Genomic DNA, 16919 nt, shown 5'->3' with positions numbered 1-16919 from the left:
AAGCGCCGCCGCGCCGCCACACCCGCTCACGCTTGACCCACGCCCGCGGCGAGATACCGCACGACCATGTCACCGCACATGGTCCGGTACTGGCCGCGGCGCGAAGGGTCGAGCAGGTCACGCCCGAAGATGGCGCCGAACGTGTGCCGGTTCGCCACGTGGAAGACGCAGAACGCGCTGATCATCATGTGCACGTCGATGGCGTCCACGTCGGTTCGGAATAGTCCTTCCGCCCGCCCACGGCGCAGGATGCCGTCCAACATCGAGATCACCGGGCCGCTGAGGTCGACCAGCTTGACGAGCTCCTTAACGTGTTCCGCGTTGTGGATGTTCTCGATGGAGACCAGCCGGATGAACTCCGGGTGGGCTCCGTGATGGTCGAACGTGACCTCGGCGACCCGTCGTAGGGCGGTGACCGGGTCGAGGTTGTCCATGCTGACCTCGCGCTCGGCGGCGCGGATGCGGGCGTAGGCCCGCTCGAGCACGGCGATGTAGAGCTGTTTCTTGCCGCCGAAGTGGTAGTAGATCATCCGCTTGGTGGTGCGGGTCAAGGCGGCGATTTCGTCCACGCGCGATCCGTGGTAGCCGTGGGCGGCGAACTGCTCGGTGGCGACGTCGAGGATCTCGCTGCGGGTTCGCGCGCTGTCCCGCACGCGTGTGGCGGTCTCCGTGGCGTGCGTACCGGCCATCCCATCCTCCGATGTCGACTCGGTCGCGGCGAGAACGAGCTTGCCACGCCTCTTGACTTTCACACCAACCGATGACTAACTAACGTACCAGTTCGTATAACAACGGTCGGGAGGTGCTTGACCGTGTGTGCGGCGAGGACTGACCCGTTAGCTTCCGCCGAACGGATGCGTGAAGCCCCGTTCGGACATCCGGCGTGCCATCTGCGTGACTTCGGCGGCGAACTCGGCGACGCGGGTCTCGGTGAAGCGGATGGTCGGTCCGCTGAGTCCCAGCGCGGCGATGACCCGTCCGGACCCGCCGAGAATCGGGGCGGCGACAGCGGACAGGCCGTCCTCGCGCTCGCCGTGGCTCTCGGCGTACCCCTTCACCGCGGCCTCGTCGATCCACTCCCGCAGTCGCTTGACGTGCTTCGGGCCGTAGGGCGAACTCCGTGCGATGCGCTCCAACAGGCTGGGGCTGGCATCGCGCAGCAGGACCTTCGCCGAGGCCCCCGCCCACATGGGCAGCTCGTCGCCGACGTGCACCACGTGACGCAGCGGCTGGGGGCCTTCCTGCTGGGCGATGCACACCCGGTAGATGTCGCGGGCGACGTAGACGTTGACGGTCTCGCGCTGTCGCGCGGCGAGCTCCCGCATGCTGCGCTGGGTGTCCGGCGGCAGCTCCCAGGTCCGTTGGACGAGGTGTGCCCATCGCCAGAGGCCCGGCCCGGCCATGTATCCGCCGGCGGTGGCCCAGAGCAGGCCATTCTGTTCCAGGGTCGACACCATGCGCAGCACCGTGGTTTTCGCCAGGCCGGTCGCGTCGACGATCTCTCGGACGGTGATGGTCGGCCGATCCTCGGTGAGCAGCGCGAGGATGTCCAACGCGCGCTGCACGCTGCGCACCCCCTGCGCGTCGCCGCCGTCCGCCGCCGGTGGCTGCTCCGCCGGAGCACCTTGCCTGATGGGCGACTCCACGCTCTCCCACTCTCCTCGCCGCCCGGTGGATGCCGCCGGGCGAACCATCGAATCACGCAGCACCGCGATTCTCCTACCAGGGCGCCGTTTTCACACATCCGTAACGGTCTGGACTCGAAGTCTTGCCAGAAGCGGCGGGCGCCCGTACGTTAACACGCAGTCCGCTAGGTGGGTCAGCAGGTCCGACTAGCGGTTCGCGGTCGAGTCGGCCGGCCGCCGGCGTTTCAGCGGAGAGCGAGGCAAACAGTGACGACATCTGCCCTCTGCCACCGGCAGCGCGGGCCGGCGCGCTCGTCCCGCGTGGGGAGTGACGGTCCATGACCGGCGAGCAGCCACTGGTCGAGCATGACTCCGCGGCGGATGCCGTCGAGCAGATCCCGCGGCGGCCCGAGCCGAAGTTCCTGCGCGTGTGGGCGTCGGTCGAGCTGGCGATCGGCTGCGCCATGGTCGTGGTCATCTTCGTCAGTGTGCTCTGGCAGGTGGTCAGCAGGTATGTGCCGGCCCTCAACTGGCCGGAGGTCGGGGAGGCGGCCAGCTACTCGTTGATCGTCCTGACGTTCGTCATGGTCGGCTACTTGATCGGCAACAACGGCCACATCACGATCCAGATCATCGACTACGTTGCCAAGGGGCGGGCGCTGGTCGTCGTCAAAGCCGTCTCCGCCGCCTGCACCGCGATCATTTGCGCGGTGCTGGTCTGGGAGGCCTACGAGCTGATCCGGGCCTATCCCAACCGCCGGACGGCCGCTCTGGAGATCCCGATCTGGGCGATGTACGCGTTCCCGCTCGTGGGGTTCCTCTCCGGCACCATGCGGGCGATCGTGCGCATCTTCCAAGCCAACCAGCCCGATCCCGTCTTCGACTCGGCGGAGGTCCGATGATCCTCGAGCTCTGGATGGTCGGTGTCGTCATCGCCCTCCTGATGCTGATCCGGGTGCCGGTCGGGCTCGCGTTCATCGGACCCAGCTTGTGGTATGCGCTCGCCGACGGTAACTCCGGCGGCTTCGCGCTGAAGACCACGTTCGACGGCCTCAACAGCTTCCCGCTGCTGGCGGTCCCGCTGTTCATCCTCGTCGGCGTTATGGCCAACCGGCTCGGCATCGCCGACCGGCTCTACGACTTCTGCCTGGCGGGGCTGAGCCGGGTCCGGGGCAACCTCGCGTACGTCAACATCGGCACCGCGGTCGGCTTCTCGTGGATGAGCGGGTCGGCGCTCGCCGACGTGGCGGGACTGGGCAAGATCGAGGTCCCGCACATGGTGAAGGCGGGCTACCCGTACCGTTTCGCCGCCGGCCTGACCGCGTCGTCGTCGCTCATCAGTCCGGTCATGCCGCCGAGCATCCCCGCCGTGATCTACGCCGCGACGGCGACGGTCTCCACCGGTGCCCTCTTCGCCGCGTCGGTCGTCCCGGCGCTGCTCATGGCGGTCGGCCTCTGCGTGTACGTCTTCATCTGGACCGCGCGCCGCCCGGACCTGACCTCCGTGCCGTTCGACGGCCAGCGGTTTCGCGCCGCGGCGATCGGCACCATCGGACCGATCTTCGTCCCGGTCATCCTGCTCGGTGGCATCCTGTCGGGCACCTTCACCCCGACCGAGGCCGCATCGGTGGCCGTGCTCCTCATGCTCGTGCTCGGCCTGATCTACCGTACGCTGACGCTCCGGGTGCTGTTGCAGTCGCTGCGTGAGACGGCCGCCATCACCGGCGGCATCGGGCTCATCCTGGGTTCGGCCGCGCTGCTGGGTCTGCTCCTGACCCGGGCCCACGTGTCCAGGGACATTGCCGAGCTCATCACGTCCATATCGGACAGTCCATGGGTCTTCATGATCCTGGTCAACATCGTCCTGCTCATCCTGGGCACCGCGATCGACGCGACCGCCGTCATCCTCGTGGCCGTGCCGGTGCTGTTGCCGATCGCCACTGACCTCGGGGTCGACCCGGTCTACTTCGGTGTGGTCATGATCATCAACCTGATGATCGGTCTGCTGACCCCACCCGTGGGCAGCGTCCTCTTCATCACCAGCTCAGTCACCGGAAGGCCGGTCGAGGAGGTGTTCCACGGGATCATCCCATTCCTGATCCCGCTGGTCGCCGTGCTCGTGCTCATCACCGCGTTCCCCATCGTTTCCCTGTGGCTCCCCGGCGTGCTCGGATTCTGACCTTCTTCGATTTCCCCCAAAGCCCAGCGGAACAAGTCATCCCTAACCTGAGAGGAGAGGGAGTCCTGATGTATCCAGAACCCGCCGGCTGGCGCCGGCTCGCTGCCACACTCGCCCTCACCATGCCACTCGTCCTCGCCGCCGGCTGCTCCACGAAGGACAACGCGCCGACCGCGGCCGGCGAGAACCCCCGCGTGACACTAAAGATCGGTAGCTCCCAGCCCGAGACGCAACCCAACTTCTACTGTGGAATGAAGCTGCTCAAGGAGCGCGTCGAAGCGCAGAACCTCAACCTCACCCTGGACCTGTTCCCGAACAGCCAACTCGGCCCCGACGCGGAACGGTTCGCCAGCGTGCAGGTCGGAGACATCGACATCGACCTGCAAGGGGGGTCGGCGATGTCGACCGCCTTCCCGAAGATCGGTGTCCTCGACGCGGCGTACGTCTTCAACGACGTTGACCACTTCTTCAAGTGGATCGACCAGAATGGCGAACCGTTCTTCAAGGAGTTCAACACCGCAACCGATACCACCATTGTGGACGCTTGGTACTTTGGTATGCGGACTTTTACCGCGACGAAGCCGATCCGCAAGCCGGACGACCTCGCCGGTCTGAAGATCCGTTTCCCGAACACGCCACAGTTCCTGGCCAATGCCAAGGCGCTCGGCGCGAACGCCGTCGCCATCGCGGTGGAGGAGCTCTACCTCGCGCTGCAGCAGGGTGTCGCCCAAGGACAGGAAAACCCGGTCGTCGCCACCCACGCGCAAAAGTTCGACGAGATCCTCAAGGTCGCCAGCCTGACCAACCACCAGGTCGGCACGCACTATGTCGTCATGTCGGACAAGACACTGGACAAGATGAGCCAGGCCCAGAAGGACGCCCTATTCAAGGCGGTCAAGGACATCCGGGCAGAGAACCGCAAGTGTGTCGACGACGAGACCAAGAAGGTGCTCGACGGATGGCGCGCCGAGTCGGGACGGACCGTGGTGGAGATCGACCAGGTCGACCGCCAGGCGTTCATCAGCAAGGCCGAGGCGTACTTCAACACCTTCTACAAGGGCGCCGACCTGGAGCTCTACAAGAGCGTCCGGGCAGCCGCCTGACCGCGACCGCCAGCGCCTACGTGAAGGGCCGGCCTGCCCGGCCCTTCACAAGGGGCGTCCCAACGACCCCACCGGGAGAGGTGGCCATGGTCCTGATCGGACTGGTCGGCGAGGGCATCCAGCGATCACACGCACCCCTGCTCCATCAGGCGGAAGCAGACCGGCAACGGATCCGGCTCTGCTACACGACCATCGACTCGGCTGAACGCGGTCTGGCAGCCGGCGACCTTCCAGAGCTCCTACGTTGGGCCCGCACGCTCGGCTACCGGGGTCTGAACATCACGCACCCGTTCAAGCAGGACGTCGTGAGACACCTGGACGAACTGTCCCGCGAGGCCGCGGTGCTCGGGGCGGTCAACACCGTCGTGTTCGACGACGGCGCCACCCGCGGTTACAACACGGACGCCCCCGGGTTCGCGCGCAGCTTCGCCCAAGACTTCGCCGACGCACGGCGGGACGATGTCGTGCAGCTCGGCGCGGGCGGTGCCGGCAGCGCGGTCGCGCACGCCCTGCTGGCGCTCGGCGTTCGGCACCTCACCCTCGTAGACCTCGACCGTGCCAGAGCGACTCGGCTCGCTAGCGCCCTAACCGCGGAGTTCGGCGCGGAACGCATCGCCGTGGGGGCACCGGACGACCTGGCGGCGACGTTGGCGAAGGCCGATGGTGTTGTCAACACCACCCCGGTGGGGATGGCGCATCATCCCGGGTCACCGGTGCCGGAATCCGACCTGCGAAGGGACATGTGGGTCGCCGACATCGTGTATCGGCCGTTCGACACCCCCCTGCTCCGCGCCGCCCGTGCCGTCGGGGCACCGACACTGCACGGCGGTGGCATGAACGCCTACCAGGCCGCTGTGGCGTTTGAGCATTTCACCGGACGGCCGGCGGACGCGGAGGCGATGCGTGCCCACTCAGCGGATCTGCTGAGCTCCGGGCTCTGACAAGGCGCGCTCCGGGTCGAGAAAGTCACGGGTGGCCGCGAGTGACATGCGGGCATGCTCCTTTCCGCCCACCTGGGCGACCAGCGTCGCTCGGGGATCTCCAGCGCGTACGGCAGTCCAGGAGGCAGGGCCGCGAGGATTCCGTGTACGTCGATACCGCCTTCGCCTGGGACGAGGCGCTCGAACCGCGCGGTGTGGATGAGGCCCTCGTTGGTCGTGGGAACCCCTGGTGGCGCGTCGCAGACGTGGACGAAGTGGAACCACTCGGCGGGCAGCTGGCGAAGGTCGGCCACGCTGGAGCCGGACCGGGCGAAGTGCAGCAGGTCAACCAGGATCCCGGCGTTGGGCTGGTCGGCTCCGCGCAGTACACGCACCGCCTCGCGCAGGTCAGGCGTCTCCGTCCACGATGGAAACTCGAGGTCGACCGTGAGGCCGAGCGGTCGCGCCAGCTCACACAACCGCGCGAACCGGTCGGTCTTGCGCGCGCGATCGGGATCGGGCAGCTGCGTGATGACGTGGCGCGCCCCGAGCTCCGCCCCCGCCTCGAGGAACCGCAGGAAGTCCTTCGGGTCCTCGTCCGGGCTGATCCGGGCCAGCTCGATGTCGAGGACCTCGATACCGGTCGCGGCGAGACGCACCTTGGTGGTGCGCATCAGTGCCGGATCGGTAGCCAGCGGATAGTGCGGCTCCTGCGGCGTCACACGGGTCAGCCGCAGCCCCACGTACCGGTAGCCGGCCTCGGCGGCCGCGTCGACCAGCTCCGGCGGAGACAGGCTCAGCGCCGTCAGATGGGCAAGCGAATACTCGTGCCGCTCGTCGCCGCGCGGCGACGACGTGTCCCGCAGCGCGATCAGCCGGCGCTCCCGATGGGCGGCCATGCGTACCGGAGCACTAGGGTCGCCGTAACCGGCGTACCCGTCGATGCGTTGCACAACCGCGAAGAAGACCCGGGAGCCGAGCATCTCGGTGTAGAAATGCAGGTACGCGCCCTGCTCGTCCCGGTCGTAGAGGATCGAGTTCTCCCGCAAGGCCGCCAGTAGGTCTGCTGGCGGGGCGAGGCGGGCGTCGAGATCGGCGAAGTAGTTGTCCGGGATCTTCAGGATCGGCGCGCCGAGCGCGCGTACGGCTTTGGCGCTGGCGATCGCGTCGTCGGTGCTGAACGCGACATGTTGCGGGCTCGGGATGGCCGGCGCCCAGTCACCGCGCCGCAGCGGTGCCGTGCTGAGCGTGATCCTGACTCGCCCGGCCGGGTCGGTGGCGGCCCGGCTCCGAATGAGTCCAAAGGGTGCGGCGATCTCGGTGGTCTGGCCCGCGTGCAGACCGAGAACCGCTCGGTAAAACAGGGTGGATTCGTCGAAATCGTCGACCGAGTCGGTTAGCGAGACGTGGTCGGTGTCTGCGATGCGACCCGCACCGGACGTCTCGGCACCGGTGGAAACGAAGTCCTGAAGCCAGCTTTCGCTCTCCGCGCCGGTGCGGACCAGGAAGACCGCGGTCCCGTCAGGGGCAGCCACGGATGTGAGCTCGGCCTCCTCGGGCTGGCGAAGGCGCGGCAGCACCGGGGCGAGCAGGCGCTCGGCCCGGCGCGTCGATCCGACAGGGTCGGCGCTCTCCACCGCCAGGGCGCAGATGGTGGCCGTGCCCGGCGTGACCGTCCTTTGTGGTGCGTAGTTCAGCAGTAGCCGGGCCCGCCCCTGTTCCCAGAGCTGCACTGGTTTCGAACGGTGCTGGCCGGTGTGGGCGAAGCCCAGCGCGGTCAGGGTGCGGGCCACGACCGGCCCGGAGGCGGCGTCGACGGCGAGTTCGGTGAACACGTGCCCAGCGAGGGATGGCGCCGGCGGCAGGCCGCCGAGCTGGAGCCGCTCCCGCACTGCCGGCGCCGCGGACGCGCCGGCCGCCTCCTGCAAGGCGAGGAGCGAGCGCATGCCGTCGATCGCGGCGTACCGGGGATCCGCCTGCCGGTAGACGTCGTTGAAGACCTCTAGTGACAGCGGCCCGTCGTAGCCGGTGGCGAGTACGTGGCCGACGAAGCCCGTGAGGTCGAACGAGCCCAACCCCGGGAACAGGCGGTGGTGCCGGCTCCACTCGACCACGTCCATGTTCAACCGCGGCGCGTCCGCCAGCTGAAGGTGGAACACCTTCGCCCCGGGTATGACCCTGATCCCGGCCGGATTCTCGCCGCGCGACAGCACATGGAAGCTGTCCAGGCACAGGCCCAGCGCCGGATGGTCCGCACGTCGGACGATCCGCCAGGCGTGTGCGTAGGTGTTCGCGAAGCGGCCCCAGGCCAAAGGCTCGTACGCGATCCGCAGGCCGCGCGCCTGCGCCCGGCTAGCCAAGGCGTGCAGCTGTTCGGCGGCGAGGTCGTCGTCGTCCACGGCGTCGGGGACACCGACGAGCACACCAGCAGCGTCCCGGCGCCCAGCTCCTCGAGGACGTCGAAGGTCCGCTCAGCCCGGCGGAGATTGGCCGCCAGGACATCAGGAGCGACCGCCTCGAAGTCGCGGAACGGCTGGTAAAGGTCGATCGACAGCCCTCGCCGGGCACACTCCTGACGCACCCGGCGCGGCGACCACGACGACGCGATCAGGTCGCTGTCGAACAGCTCGATGCCCTGGAAGCGCGCCGCCGCGGCCGCCGACAGCTTGTCCTCGAGCGTCCCCGAGAGACAGACGGTCGCGATGGCCAGCCGATAGTCGGTCACAGACCGGTCCACCTTCCGCGATAGCGAACGTACTAGATAGTTACTTATACGCCTGCGTCACCGGGCGAAGGAAGACCGGCCCGCGTCAAAGTCGCCTCCGGTCTTGAGGACGCCGGAAGCCTGACTCGCTGTAGTAGCGGATCACCTTTCCGTGGGCGTCGACCTCGCGGCTGTAGCGCCTGAGGAAGTCCCATAGCAGCGGTGACTCCTCAGGCATGGTGTTGTGCGAGCGGTAGAGGTTCTTCGTCAGCTTCAGCACCGGCATCGCGGTATCGGGATCGCGCCATGTCCAGGTCTGGAAGCGGTCATGCCAGCCGTCGCGCTCACCATCGGGGTCGTCCACATCGGACAGCTCCAAGCCGTTGGCATGGAGGTGGTACCGCGCCCAAGCGTCGAGACTGTTCTCCGTGTCGTCCCACAGTCCACCGGCGAGGAAGCCGAGGTCACCGTAGCCGTAGATCTGGTAGTTGGGGATCACCTGCCCGCTGGCCGGGTATTGCACGCCGTCCATGCTGACGCCGCCCGAGGAATTCGGGGCGGCGGTGAAGGAGGTGGAAGCGACCGCCGCGAAGTAATCCGGAAACGCGATCGCGAAGTTCTGGGTGACCTGGCTGCCCGCCGACTGCCCGGTGGAGTAGAACCTGGTCGGGTCGACGGGGTACTCGTCGATCATCACGTCGCGCAGCTGCCGGAAGAACGCGACCGAGTCGCGGTGACTAACAGAGATGGAGGTGTTGCTGTACTGCTCGCAAACGGTGACGAGGATGAAGCCCTCCCGTTCCGCGACCTTCCACCACTGGGCGGCGTCGAAGAAGATCTTGTCGGTCTGGCTGTTGCCGGGCCACACGTACACGACGGGCGCCTTGTCCCGCCAGAGGCGGCGGGCGGATCGGGGGACATGGACGAGGTACTCCCTGACGAACCCTTCGATGGTCATCGTCCGTACCTGAACGCCCAGCCGGGTGTAGTCGGCACGTTCGAAGAGCTGGTTGCCGTAGGCAAAGAAGTTCTCGTAGCGGGTGTATGCGGTCAGGAAGTCGACGATGTGATCGGTGCTCAGCTTGTTCCAGGTGCTGATCGGTCGCTTCTGGACCGCAACCTGGGAAATCGGCCCGGCGTACGACGTCATCCACCTGCCGGACCGGCGCCGCTGTTTGAAGACCGTGCCGAGGGTCCGGTCCGAGGTGCCGGCGTCGACGGTGTCGTTGGCTCGCTTCCAGTAGGACAGGCTCGCGTTGACAGAGCGCGGCTGTGGGTGGATGAACCAGGTCGGCAGGACCGTCTCGTCGTACCGGATCAGGTCGAAGCCATCCGGAAACACGACGGTCGTGTAGCTCGCGTCGGTCTGGCCGTCGAACTCGCGCGCCGCATAAGAGCTCAAGTAATCGGCGCTCAAGCCGGGGGAGTCGACGTACACCTGGCTGATGACCCGCAGGGGATGCGCGACCGCCCATGCCTCCAGCACTGGAGCGCCGCCGCCGTACCCGACGAGATAGTGCAGGCCGAAGATCGAGAAGTACCGGTTGCTCTGGTAGAAGGCCATCGCCGCCTCGACGTAGGCCGCCTCGGCCTCAAGATTCCCCCAGCCGGCCTCACCCGGCTCGAGGATGAACAACCCCTCCTCCCGCCGGTCCGCGATGTCGACCCACGACGACCTCTGGAGGAACTCGGCCGTATCCACCCCATCGGGCACCGCGATCACTGTGTAGTAGGAGCGGATGGGTGTCTCGGGCGAGATGTAGACCTTCGCGGTGCGGGTCTGGCCGTCGACATCGAACGACTTCGTCCAGTATCCGGTCATCTCCCTCGGCAGCTTGTTGGCGCGCGTGTAGTCGTAGGCGGGGAACGGGCGTCCGTCCAGCGGCTGCGGCTCGCCGAGCACGCCCGGTCCGCGACCCGAGCCGTGAGCCGCGGCGGGCGGCACCGCGAGTGTTTCTGTCACCAGCGTCGTCGTCACGGCGAGCGCGGCGGTTCCCTGAAGTAGTTGACGTCGATCGATCATGCCCATTGTTAGCGGCCTCTCCGTTCTGGTGAGACAAGGCTGTAGCGGCGATAGCGCCGGGTGGACCGGCAATCGGCCAGGGGTGCTCGTCGAAGTCATGGCGCGCTTGGGCGGTCAATGGCCGGCCGCAGGCTGACGGCCACGCTCACGCGTTTCCGGCGGTTCGCTCCTGATCCGCCGCGAGGTGTTTGGTCCATCTGATGGACCAGTCGATCTGCTAGGCAGACCATAGTCCTTGGTGTGAGTCGGCGGCAATACCCTCGCAACGATCAGAGTTCAAGGACGCAACCCGAACGCGCTCTCGGAGATGCACGACGCGAAGCTGCCACGCTGACCTCGCCATCAACATGCTCTGGGACTTCACCTGGTACACCCAGGCCACCGAGGGCGAGCCGTTCCACAACCTCGATGCGGCCTTCGCCGAGTGGTTTCACCGGACCCGGGGTCAAGCGCTTTCACCATCCGGTCGTGGGCGGACTCAGCCTCACGTTCGAGGCGCTCGACCTCAGCGCGGACGGCCTGCGGATCACTACGTACACCGCCGAACCCGGCTGGTGTCATGCTCGCGGCCGGGACGTACCGGGGAGGTCCAGATCACCTGCACATTGCCGCCGTGGTTATCGTGCTTGCCCGACCACCAAAGGTCAACGGCGGGAGTGGGCCCGGGGGTGCGGGACCGGTCGGTCTCGACCAGCATCCCGTCGATGTTCACGTGGCTGTAGCCGGCGGCCTTGGCCGCTAGCAGCGCCCCGTGCAGGCTAGGGGCCTGGGCGGCGAGCACGTCAATGCCCTCGTGTAGGTAGTCATAGCCGGTGGACTTGCCGATCTTGTTGTCGCGGGCCAGTTGGCGCATCCGGGTGCCGTCCAGGAGCCATCGAAGGGCCAGTACTGCCTGGTCGCGGCAGGACAGCGCGCGGGTGCCGGCGCGGGTACCGCGCCGGGCGCGTTCGGCGGCCAGCAGACCGGCCAGGAAGTCCACCGTCCGCTCGCTTACTGGCAGCACCGCCGTGTATGTGACTCTCGTCGTCGACGCAGAGCCCTCTATGAAGTTGATCTGTAGAAGGACCACCTTCATACCGGGGGCCTCTGCGTCTTCTTGTCGCACCACAGAGGATCTGGCGCGTCACGCGCCGCGAGGGTGTTCGCTGATGTCGAAGGTCGTCGCGACCGCGTCTGGGGCATCGGCCCAGCCGGCGCGCTATCTGGTCAGCGGTGACTGACCACAATAGCCTCCTCGCCCTCGCCATACGGTGGCTCAAAGCTGTCCAGGTAGCGAGCCAGTAGCCCATCGGTGATCGGGAACGCGGCGTTGGCGTCGAACCGCTCAGCTCGCTCATACAGACGCGCCCGCAGCAGTGCCGGGTCGACCTGAAGGTAGACCAGACGCCAGCGCCCGCCGGCTTGCTCGATCAGCTGTTTGTACTCCTGCCGCCGTGACCGTTGCCAGAAGCTGGAGTCGACGACGACGTCGCGGCCCTCCGCAAGCAGTGAGAGCAGCCGCTCTCGCATGGCCTCCCTCGCCACTTCGGTATGCTGCTCGTACTCGTCGGGCCCGTAGTCGATGCCGTAGCGGCCGAAGCGGTGCCAGATCTCCTCATCGATGGACAGGCGTACAAACCCCTTGGTTTCGAGGTCCTTGGCGTACGTGGTCTTGCCCGAGCCCGCAATCCCGCACATGAGGACTACCTCAGGCTGCCCAGGGCGTCGACCTTCGTTCATTCCCATGATCACCAGGGTGCACGGACAGCGAATGTGCTGTCATCCGCTATTTGACCGTGCGGGCTGCAGACGGCCACTCCTAGCCTGATTACTCTCCGTCACTGCGACGGCGGCGCGGCCGGCCCGGTCGGCCTTGGCTACACGACGTTACCGCCAGGTTGCTCGGCATGGCTCAGTGCGTCCGGGCTATGGCCGACGTCGTGGTCGGTGGCGTCACCGGCGCGGTGAGCGTGGCCGCAGACCGTGCTGCTGGGCCGGTATGACGCGACCGGCGCGCTGCGCTGCATAGGCCGCAGCCACCCGCTGAACGATCGCCGACAATGCGAGCTGGTGTCACTGCTTGCGCGGGCGCCACAGTGCCGTCGCGGAGGCTCGACCATCCGTGGCCGCAGCCGTTACCGGCCTCACGGTCCCGTATCTTCCACCTTCCGATGCCGCCATCGGCGTCGCGAGCGGTCGGGTTGATGGAGACCCGCGCGGCACATCCGAGCTGTGGTTTTCGTGGATGCGGTCCTACCCGACCGGGTTCCTATCCAGTCGTTGGCCCGTGTCCCGGCCGTCCAGCTCGCCATTGCGTGGAGTAGGCGGAGACCGGGACGGGTCGGGACGTGTCGTCCCGATCGGTGGTCCCGGATCGGGACGGATAGGCGAATGGCGTGTCCCGCGTCTCGTCGACGGGCGTGGCCGCGTTGCCTGCGCGTCGCGGTGCTGGATCCGAACTGGGCTGGTTCGCCGCGAGTTCGCCGTTGCATAAACCGGCGGATCGCGATTCGCCCCGCGGTCGACGTCGGTGTCTGGCACGCCGACAGCGCGCGCGAGTCCAGTGTGGACGCAATAGCACGAACCGCACTTGATTGGGGGCGCTAACAACGCGCTCACAGCAGAGATCAACTTCATATGGACGCGGAAGCATGACGCAACAACGGTCAGCACACAGAGGTGTTAATTTTGGGAGGTCAATTGGATGTGAGGATATAGGCCGACACGAGGCAACACTCCATAGTGGAGCCGGTTCAAGCCTGGGGGTCAAGGGGTCGTCGGTTCAAATCCGGCCGTCCCGACAGCGAGAGGGTTTCCGCAGGTCAGAGCCTTGCGGGAGCCCTCTTTTCATTGCTCGGCATGAATGCCCGGTCTAGCACGCCGCTGTTGGACCACAAAACTCGGGCAGGTTGCCATGGCACTACTGGATCTTCAGAAGCTCACCGCGGGGCTGTCCCGGACCTGGGCCGGATTCCTGCGGGATTGGGATCGGTCACTGCGCTCCGGGAATTACCCGGAGACGACCCGGTACAACTACCTCCTGGCCGGCGCGCAGCTGGCCCGGTATCTGGGGGAGTACTCGCCGGACCCGGACGCCGACGACGGCGCATCGGAGGGTGGCGTTGACGGCGCTGCCGAACGCGCCGAGCCCGGTACCCGCGCTGGGCTTGCCGTGCCACACCGATCATGATCGACGGGAGTAGCCTTCCAACCCCGCCTGCGCCTGCTTCGTGTTACACCGATGACTGAAGGAGGCGGCAGTTGGCCCAGTTCGACGGGTTTGGCGAATTCCTCGCCGCCCATACCGAGGCGTGGTCGCGGCTGGCGTACGTGCTGGCCGGCAGCCACGCCGCGGCCGAGGACCTGCTCCAGAACGCGCTGCTCAAGACTGCCCGCCGGTGGCGGATGATCTCGGGGTACGACCAGCCGGAGGCATTCGTCCGCAAAGTGATGTACCACGAGGCGATCTCGCTGTGGCGGCGCCGGCAACGGCTCGACGAGCGGCCGGTCGAGCGGCTGCCGGAGTCGCCGGTAGGGCACGAGGCCGACAGCGCCGTACGCCGTATCGCGCTGGACCGGGCGTTGGCCCGGTTGACGCCGCGGCAGCGGGCGGTGCTGGTGCTTCGTTTCTACGAGGACCGTTCGGTGGCGGAGGCGGCCCAGATCCTGGGCTGCTCCGAGGGGACCGTGAAGAGTCAGACGGCGCACGCGCTGGGTCGGCTGCGCACGCTCGAACCCCACCTGGCCGAACTGATCACTGAGGAGGTGTAGTGATGACCGGACTGCGCGAGCACTTTGCCACGCAGGCCGACCAGGCCAAGTACTACGATGTCGCGAACTCCGTCATTCGGGTCGCGCGCCGCCGGCAGCGGCTGGTTCGACTGGCGCCGGTCGGCGTGGCGGTCGCGGCCGTACTGGCTGTGGTGGCGGCTTGGGCGCCGCTCGCCGGAGGATCCGGCGGCGGTGGCCTGCCGGGCATCGACGCCGCGGGGCCGGCCGACACGCTCGACGTCGACTGGATACCCGAACGTTGGGACGTGCCCGACTCGGCGCCACCGCTTCCCGCGGACCGGCCGGTCGGAGCGGGCGCGCTGGTACACGCACCGTGCGCCACCTTGGACGAGAGCTGCAGGACGTTCTTCCTGCTGACCCGCGACGGCGCGCAGTACAAGGCCGACGACGGCGGGCGGGCGAGTCTTTCGCCCGACGGCCGCTGGCTGGTATCCGGTCGGGACAGCGCCCGAACGCTGCGCGACCTGACCGGCACCATGAGCCGTCCGCTGCCCGACGGGACAGTGGTCGCCTGGTCCCCGACAGCCGGCTGGTCGTGGTGGAGCCAAACGTGCCCGGCGCCAACGCGGCGAGCGTGACTGTGGTGGCGCTGGCCTCTGGTCAGAGCCACGAGGTGGTCATCCACGATCCCGACGCCTGGGCGGTCCGGGACATCTTTCCGTCGGGCGACCTCCTGCTGGCCCCGCGCCGGGACCACGACCCTAACGAGGACTCGACCGGCACGCCGATGCCATCGCTCACCGGCCCGTACCGGCCCAACGGCGAGCCGCCCGGCTTTTTCCTCGCCGTCGCCGACGGCCGCACCGGCGCGCAGCGCGGCCTGTACGTGCCAATGGGCAACGGGGTACTCGGCAAAGGCGACGAGCTGAGCACCGGTCCGGCCATGCCACTGCTCATCGCTCCGAGCGGCCAGACGCTGGTCTACCAGCTCGTAAGCGCGCGTTCCGGCGGGAGCGGCGACCTGTTGACCATCTCGGCCGCCGGCCAGGTCCTGGACCGGTACCGGTTGCCGTCGGGGCGCGGAGCAGCCAGTCGCCAACTCGCCGCGGTACGCGCCGACGGCGCGGTGCTGATCACCCGGACCGGTGACGTGATCACCGTCGAGGTGCTGGACCTGGCCAGCGGCCGGCGCTGGGTAGTCGCCACCGCACCAGCCGGCTCCCACCTGCTGCTGGCCGGCACGACATCCTGGGACGGGTAGAGCCAACGAAGGGCGTAGGCGCGCGGCACGGTGAGCTCTGCCGTGCTGCCGCCGGCGAACGTCGTCAGCCGCATCGGAGCGTTGGGGTAACGGGCGTATTGCGACGGTCGTTTGCCGGGTGGCCGCATTCCGCGATCGGGAGATCGGTCTGTTGTGGACCGAGCCGACGTCGCCGCACTCATCGAGATGGTCCTGCGCACATTTCGCTGACCGCGCCGGCTCCTCAGCGGCGTAGCCGCCGGGCTTATGGGGTTCGACGGAAGGCCAGGCCGTCGGCGCGAAGCTCGCCGATGGTTCGCTTGACCTCGTCCATCGCGTCCACCTGGATGAGCCAGTCGTCCTCGTAGAGCGTCTCGCCGTACACGCCCCCGCCGTCAGCGGCGAGGCAGACAGACAGTCGCGGCGGCTCGGTACCGGCCAGTTCGTCGACGCAGGCGCTCACCACGGCACCACTCGACCCGCCGACGTCGATTCCGGTGTCCTCCAGCAGGATCCGGCACATCGCGATGGCCCGGGAGTCGGCGACCGCGATCACACCGTCGACCGCCCGGGGGTGCAGAAAGGAGGACGGCCGGCTGGCGCCGATCCCCGGGATCAGCCGGGCGCCCGCCGCGATCGGGGCCCGCGGGTCAACCTGGCTGGACGTGGTCAGCGATGCCGCCGCGTCGACCGCGACCAGCCGGATGGGCCTGCCCAACGGCCGGACGTATCCCGAGATCCCCGCCAACGTGCCGCCGGTCGACACCGCCACGTAGATCGCGTCGAGGCCCGGGCCCGCCTGAGCGACGATCTCGGGACCGGTCGTTTGCTGGTGGATCAGCGGGTTGGCGGGGTTGCCGTACTGGTCGGTCCAGCGGTATCCGGGATTCTCGCGGCAGATCCGGGCGACGGCCTCGAGCCGGTTCAGCAGGTAGCCACCTCGCCCGTCCGGTTCGGTCACCATGTGCGTGTTCGCGCCGCTCGCGTGCAGGCTCCGCAGCGTGGACTGCGGGATCTTGGGGTCGACGACCGCGATCAGCCGGCAGTCGAGCTTGCCCAGTAGGTGCGCCAGCGCGACGCCGAGATTTCCGGACGTCGACTCCACCACCACCGTGCCGGGTCGCAGCGGCTCCCGGGCGTGCAGGTCGCGCAGCAGGCCGGCGGCGGTGCGGTCCTTGACGGACCCGGTGACGTTGCACGACTCGCGTTTGAGCAGCATGCGGTGAACGCGGCCGCGGTACGTGACCGAGACCGGTGAAACCGGTGTGCGAGTGGTCTGGTTCCACGGGTTTGACGGCACCCTGGCCACAATCGCGGCCGGTGTGCCTGGTGAGAAGGCTTTGGCGACTTCCAGCCAACCTTTCCCGGCGACCGGCCCGTGGCGTACGCCTGCGGGGTTTGAATCGTGGTTTCG

The 16919-nt window shown here is 67.8% G+C and carries 14 protein-coding genes and 2 pseudogenes; 9 read left to right on the top strand and 7 right to left on the bottom strand.

Translation table 11 applies throughout. The features are described 5' to 3' along the window. Positions 1-26: 26 nt before the first annotated feature. Both Prum_RS05415 and Prum_RS05410 read right to left on the bottom strand, forming a co-directional pair. Positions 27-689, bottom strand: coding sequence for a TetR/AcrR family transcriptional regulator (locus tag Prum_RS05415; RefSeq protein WP_173074486.1), 663 nt, complete (start codon positions 687-689; stop codon positions 27-29). Positions 690-836: 147 nt separating this feature from the next. Continuing rightward, on the bottom strand, positions 837-1646 hold the full coding sequence (locus tag Prum_RS05410; protein ID WP_246277666.1) for an IclR family transcriptional regulator: 810 nt from the start codon (positions 1644-1646) through the stop codon (positions 837-839). Positions 1647-1963: 317 nt separating this feature from the next. On the opposite strand from Prum_RS05410, the gene Prum_RS05405 reads away from it, so the two are divergent. From Prum_RS05405 to Prum_RS05390, 4 genes are all read left to right on the top strand, one after another. Beyond that, positions 1964-2527, top strand: coding sequence for a TRAP transporter small permease (locus Prum_RS05405; RefSeq protein WP_173074484.1), 564 nt, complete (start codon positions 1964-1966; stop codon positions 2525-2527). After that, entirely contained in the window at positions 2524-3804 is a 1281-nt protein-coding gene (locus Prum_RS05400) for a TRAP transporter large permease (protein WP_173074482.1), read from the top strand. Before Prum_RS05405 ends, Prum_RS05400 begins: the two co-directional genes overlap by 4 nt. After that, positions 3777-4907, top strand: a complete 1131-nt coding sequence (gene dctP, locus Prum_RS05395; RefSeq protein WP_173074480.1) for a TRAP transporter substrate-binding protein DctP — start codon at positions 3777-3779, stop codon at positions 4905-4907. Before Prum_RS05400 ends, dctP begins: the two co-directional genes overlap by 28 nt. A gap of 86 nt (positions 4908-4993) precedes the next feature. Then, the gene (locus Prum_RS05390) at positions 4994-5848 is read left to right on the top strand and encodes a shikimate dehydrogenase (RefSeq protein WP_173074478.1); all 855 of its coding nucleotides are present in this window, start codon (positions 4994-4996) and stop codon (positions 5846-5848) included. Here the strand turns inward: Prum_RS05390 and Prum_RS50960 are convergent. Both Prum_RS50960 and Prum_RS05380 read right to left on the bottom strand, forming a co-directional pair. Continuing rightward, entirely contained in the window at positions 5749-8250 is a 2502-nt protein-coding gene (locus Prum_RS50960) for a TIM barrel protein (RefSeq protein WP_246277665.1), read from the bottom strand. The two genes, Prum_RS05390 and Prum_RS50960, sit on opposite strands and share 100 nt — an antisense overlap. A 387-nt stretch (positions 8251-8637) precedes the next feature. After that, complete coding sequence (locus Prum_RS05380; protein WP_173074476.1) at positions 8638-10494, bottom strand: alpha/beta hydrolase family protein; 1857 nt, start codon at positions 10492-10494, stop codon at positions 8638-8640. 468 nt (positions 10495-10962) lie between these two features. Between Prum_RS05380 and Prum_RS50955 the strand changes: the two are divergent. Then, positions 10963-11052 (top strand): annotated as a pseudogene (locus tag Prum_RS50955) (hypothetical protein); the annotation flags it as partial. Between the two features lie 43 nt (positions 11053-11095). Here Prum_RS50955 and Prum_RS05370 read toward each other — a convergent pair. Next, positions 11096-11629: pseudogene (locus Prum_RS05370) on the bottom strand (hypothetical protein); the annotation flags it as partial. Positions 11630-11760: 131 nt separating this feature from the next. Continuing rightward, the gene (locus tag Prum_RS05365) at positions 11761-12279 is read right to left on the bottom strand and encodes a P-loop nucleotide/nucleoside kinase family protein (protein ID WP_173074474.1); all 519 of its coding nucleotides are present in this window, start codon (positions 12277-12279) and stop codon (positions 11761-11763) included. Positions 12280-13447: 1168 nt separating this feature from the next. On the opposite strand from Prum_RS05365, the gene Prum_RS05360 reads away from it, so the two are divergent. The 4 genes from Prum_RS05360 (at position 13448) to Prum_RS05345 (ending at position 15526) form a co-directional block, all read left to right on the top strand. Beyond that, positions 13448-13723 carry a hypothetical protein gene (locus Prum_RS05360; protein ID WP_246277664.1) on the top strand — a complete coding sequence of 92 codons (276 nt, stop codon included), beginning with the start codon at positions 13448-13450 and terminating at the stop codon, positions 13721-13723. Between the two features lie 71 nt (positions 13724-13794). Next, positions 13795-14304, top strand: coding sequence for a SigE family RNA polymerase sigma factor (locus tag Prum_RS05355; RefSeq protein WP_173074472.1), 510 nt, complete (start codon positions 13795-13797; stop codon positions 14302-14304). 2 nt (positions 14305-14306) lie between these two features. After that, positions 14307-14903 carry a hypothetical protein gene (locus Prum_RS05350; RefSeq protein ID WP_173074470.1) on the top strand — a complete coding sequence of 199 codons (597 nt, stop codon included), beginning with the start codon at positions 14307-14309 and terminating at the stop codon, positions 14901-14903. Further along, a complete protein-coding gene (locus tag Prum_RS05345) occupies positions 14876-15526 on the top strand; it encodes a hypothetical protein (protein WP_173074468.1) in 651 nt (216 codons plus the stop codon). Before Prum_RS05350 ends, Prum_RS05345 begins: the two co-directional genes overlap by 28 nt. Before the next feature lie 244 nt (positions 15527-15770). Here the strand turns inward: Prum_RS05345 and Prum_RS05340 are convergent, their stop codons facing one another. Beyond that, complete coding sequence (locus Prum_RS05340; RefSeq protein WP_173074466.1) at positions 15771-16805, bottom strand: pyridoxal-phosphate dependent enzyme; 1035 nt, start codon at positions 16803-16805, stop codon at positions 15771-15773. Positions 16806-16919 lie beyond the last annotated feature (114 nt).

The organism is Phytohabitans rumicis (genome assembly GCF_011764445.1).
In the GTDB taxonomy this organism is placed as follows: domain Bacteria; phylum Actinomycetota; class Actinomycetes; order Mycobacteriales; family Micromonosporaceae; genus Phytohabitans; species Phytohabitans rumicis.
Note: the sequence above shows the minus strand (reverse complement) of the source record. Positions and strands in the feature narration are given on the sequence as shown.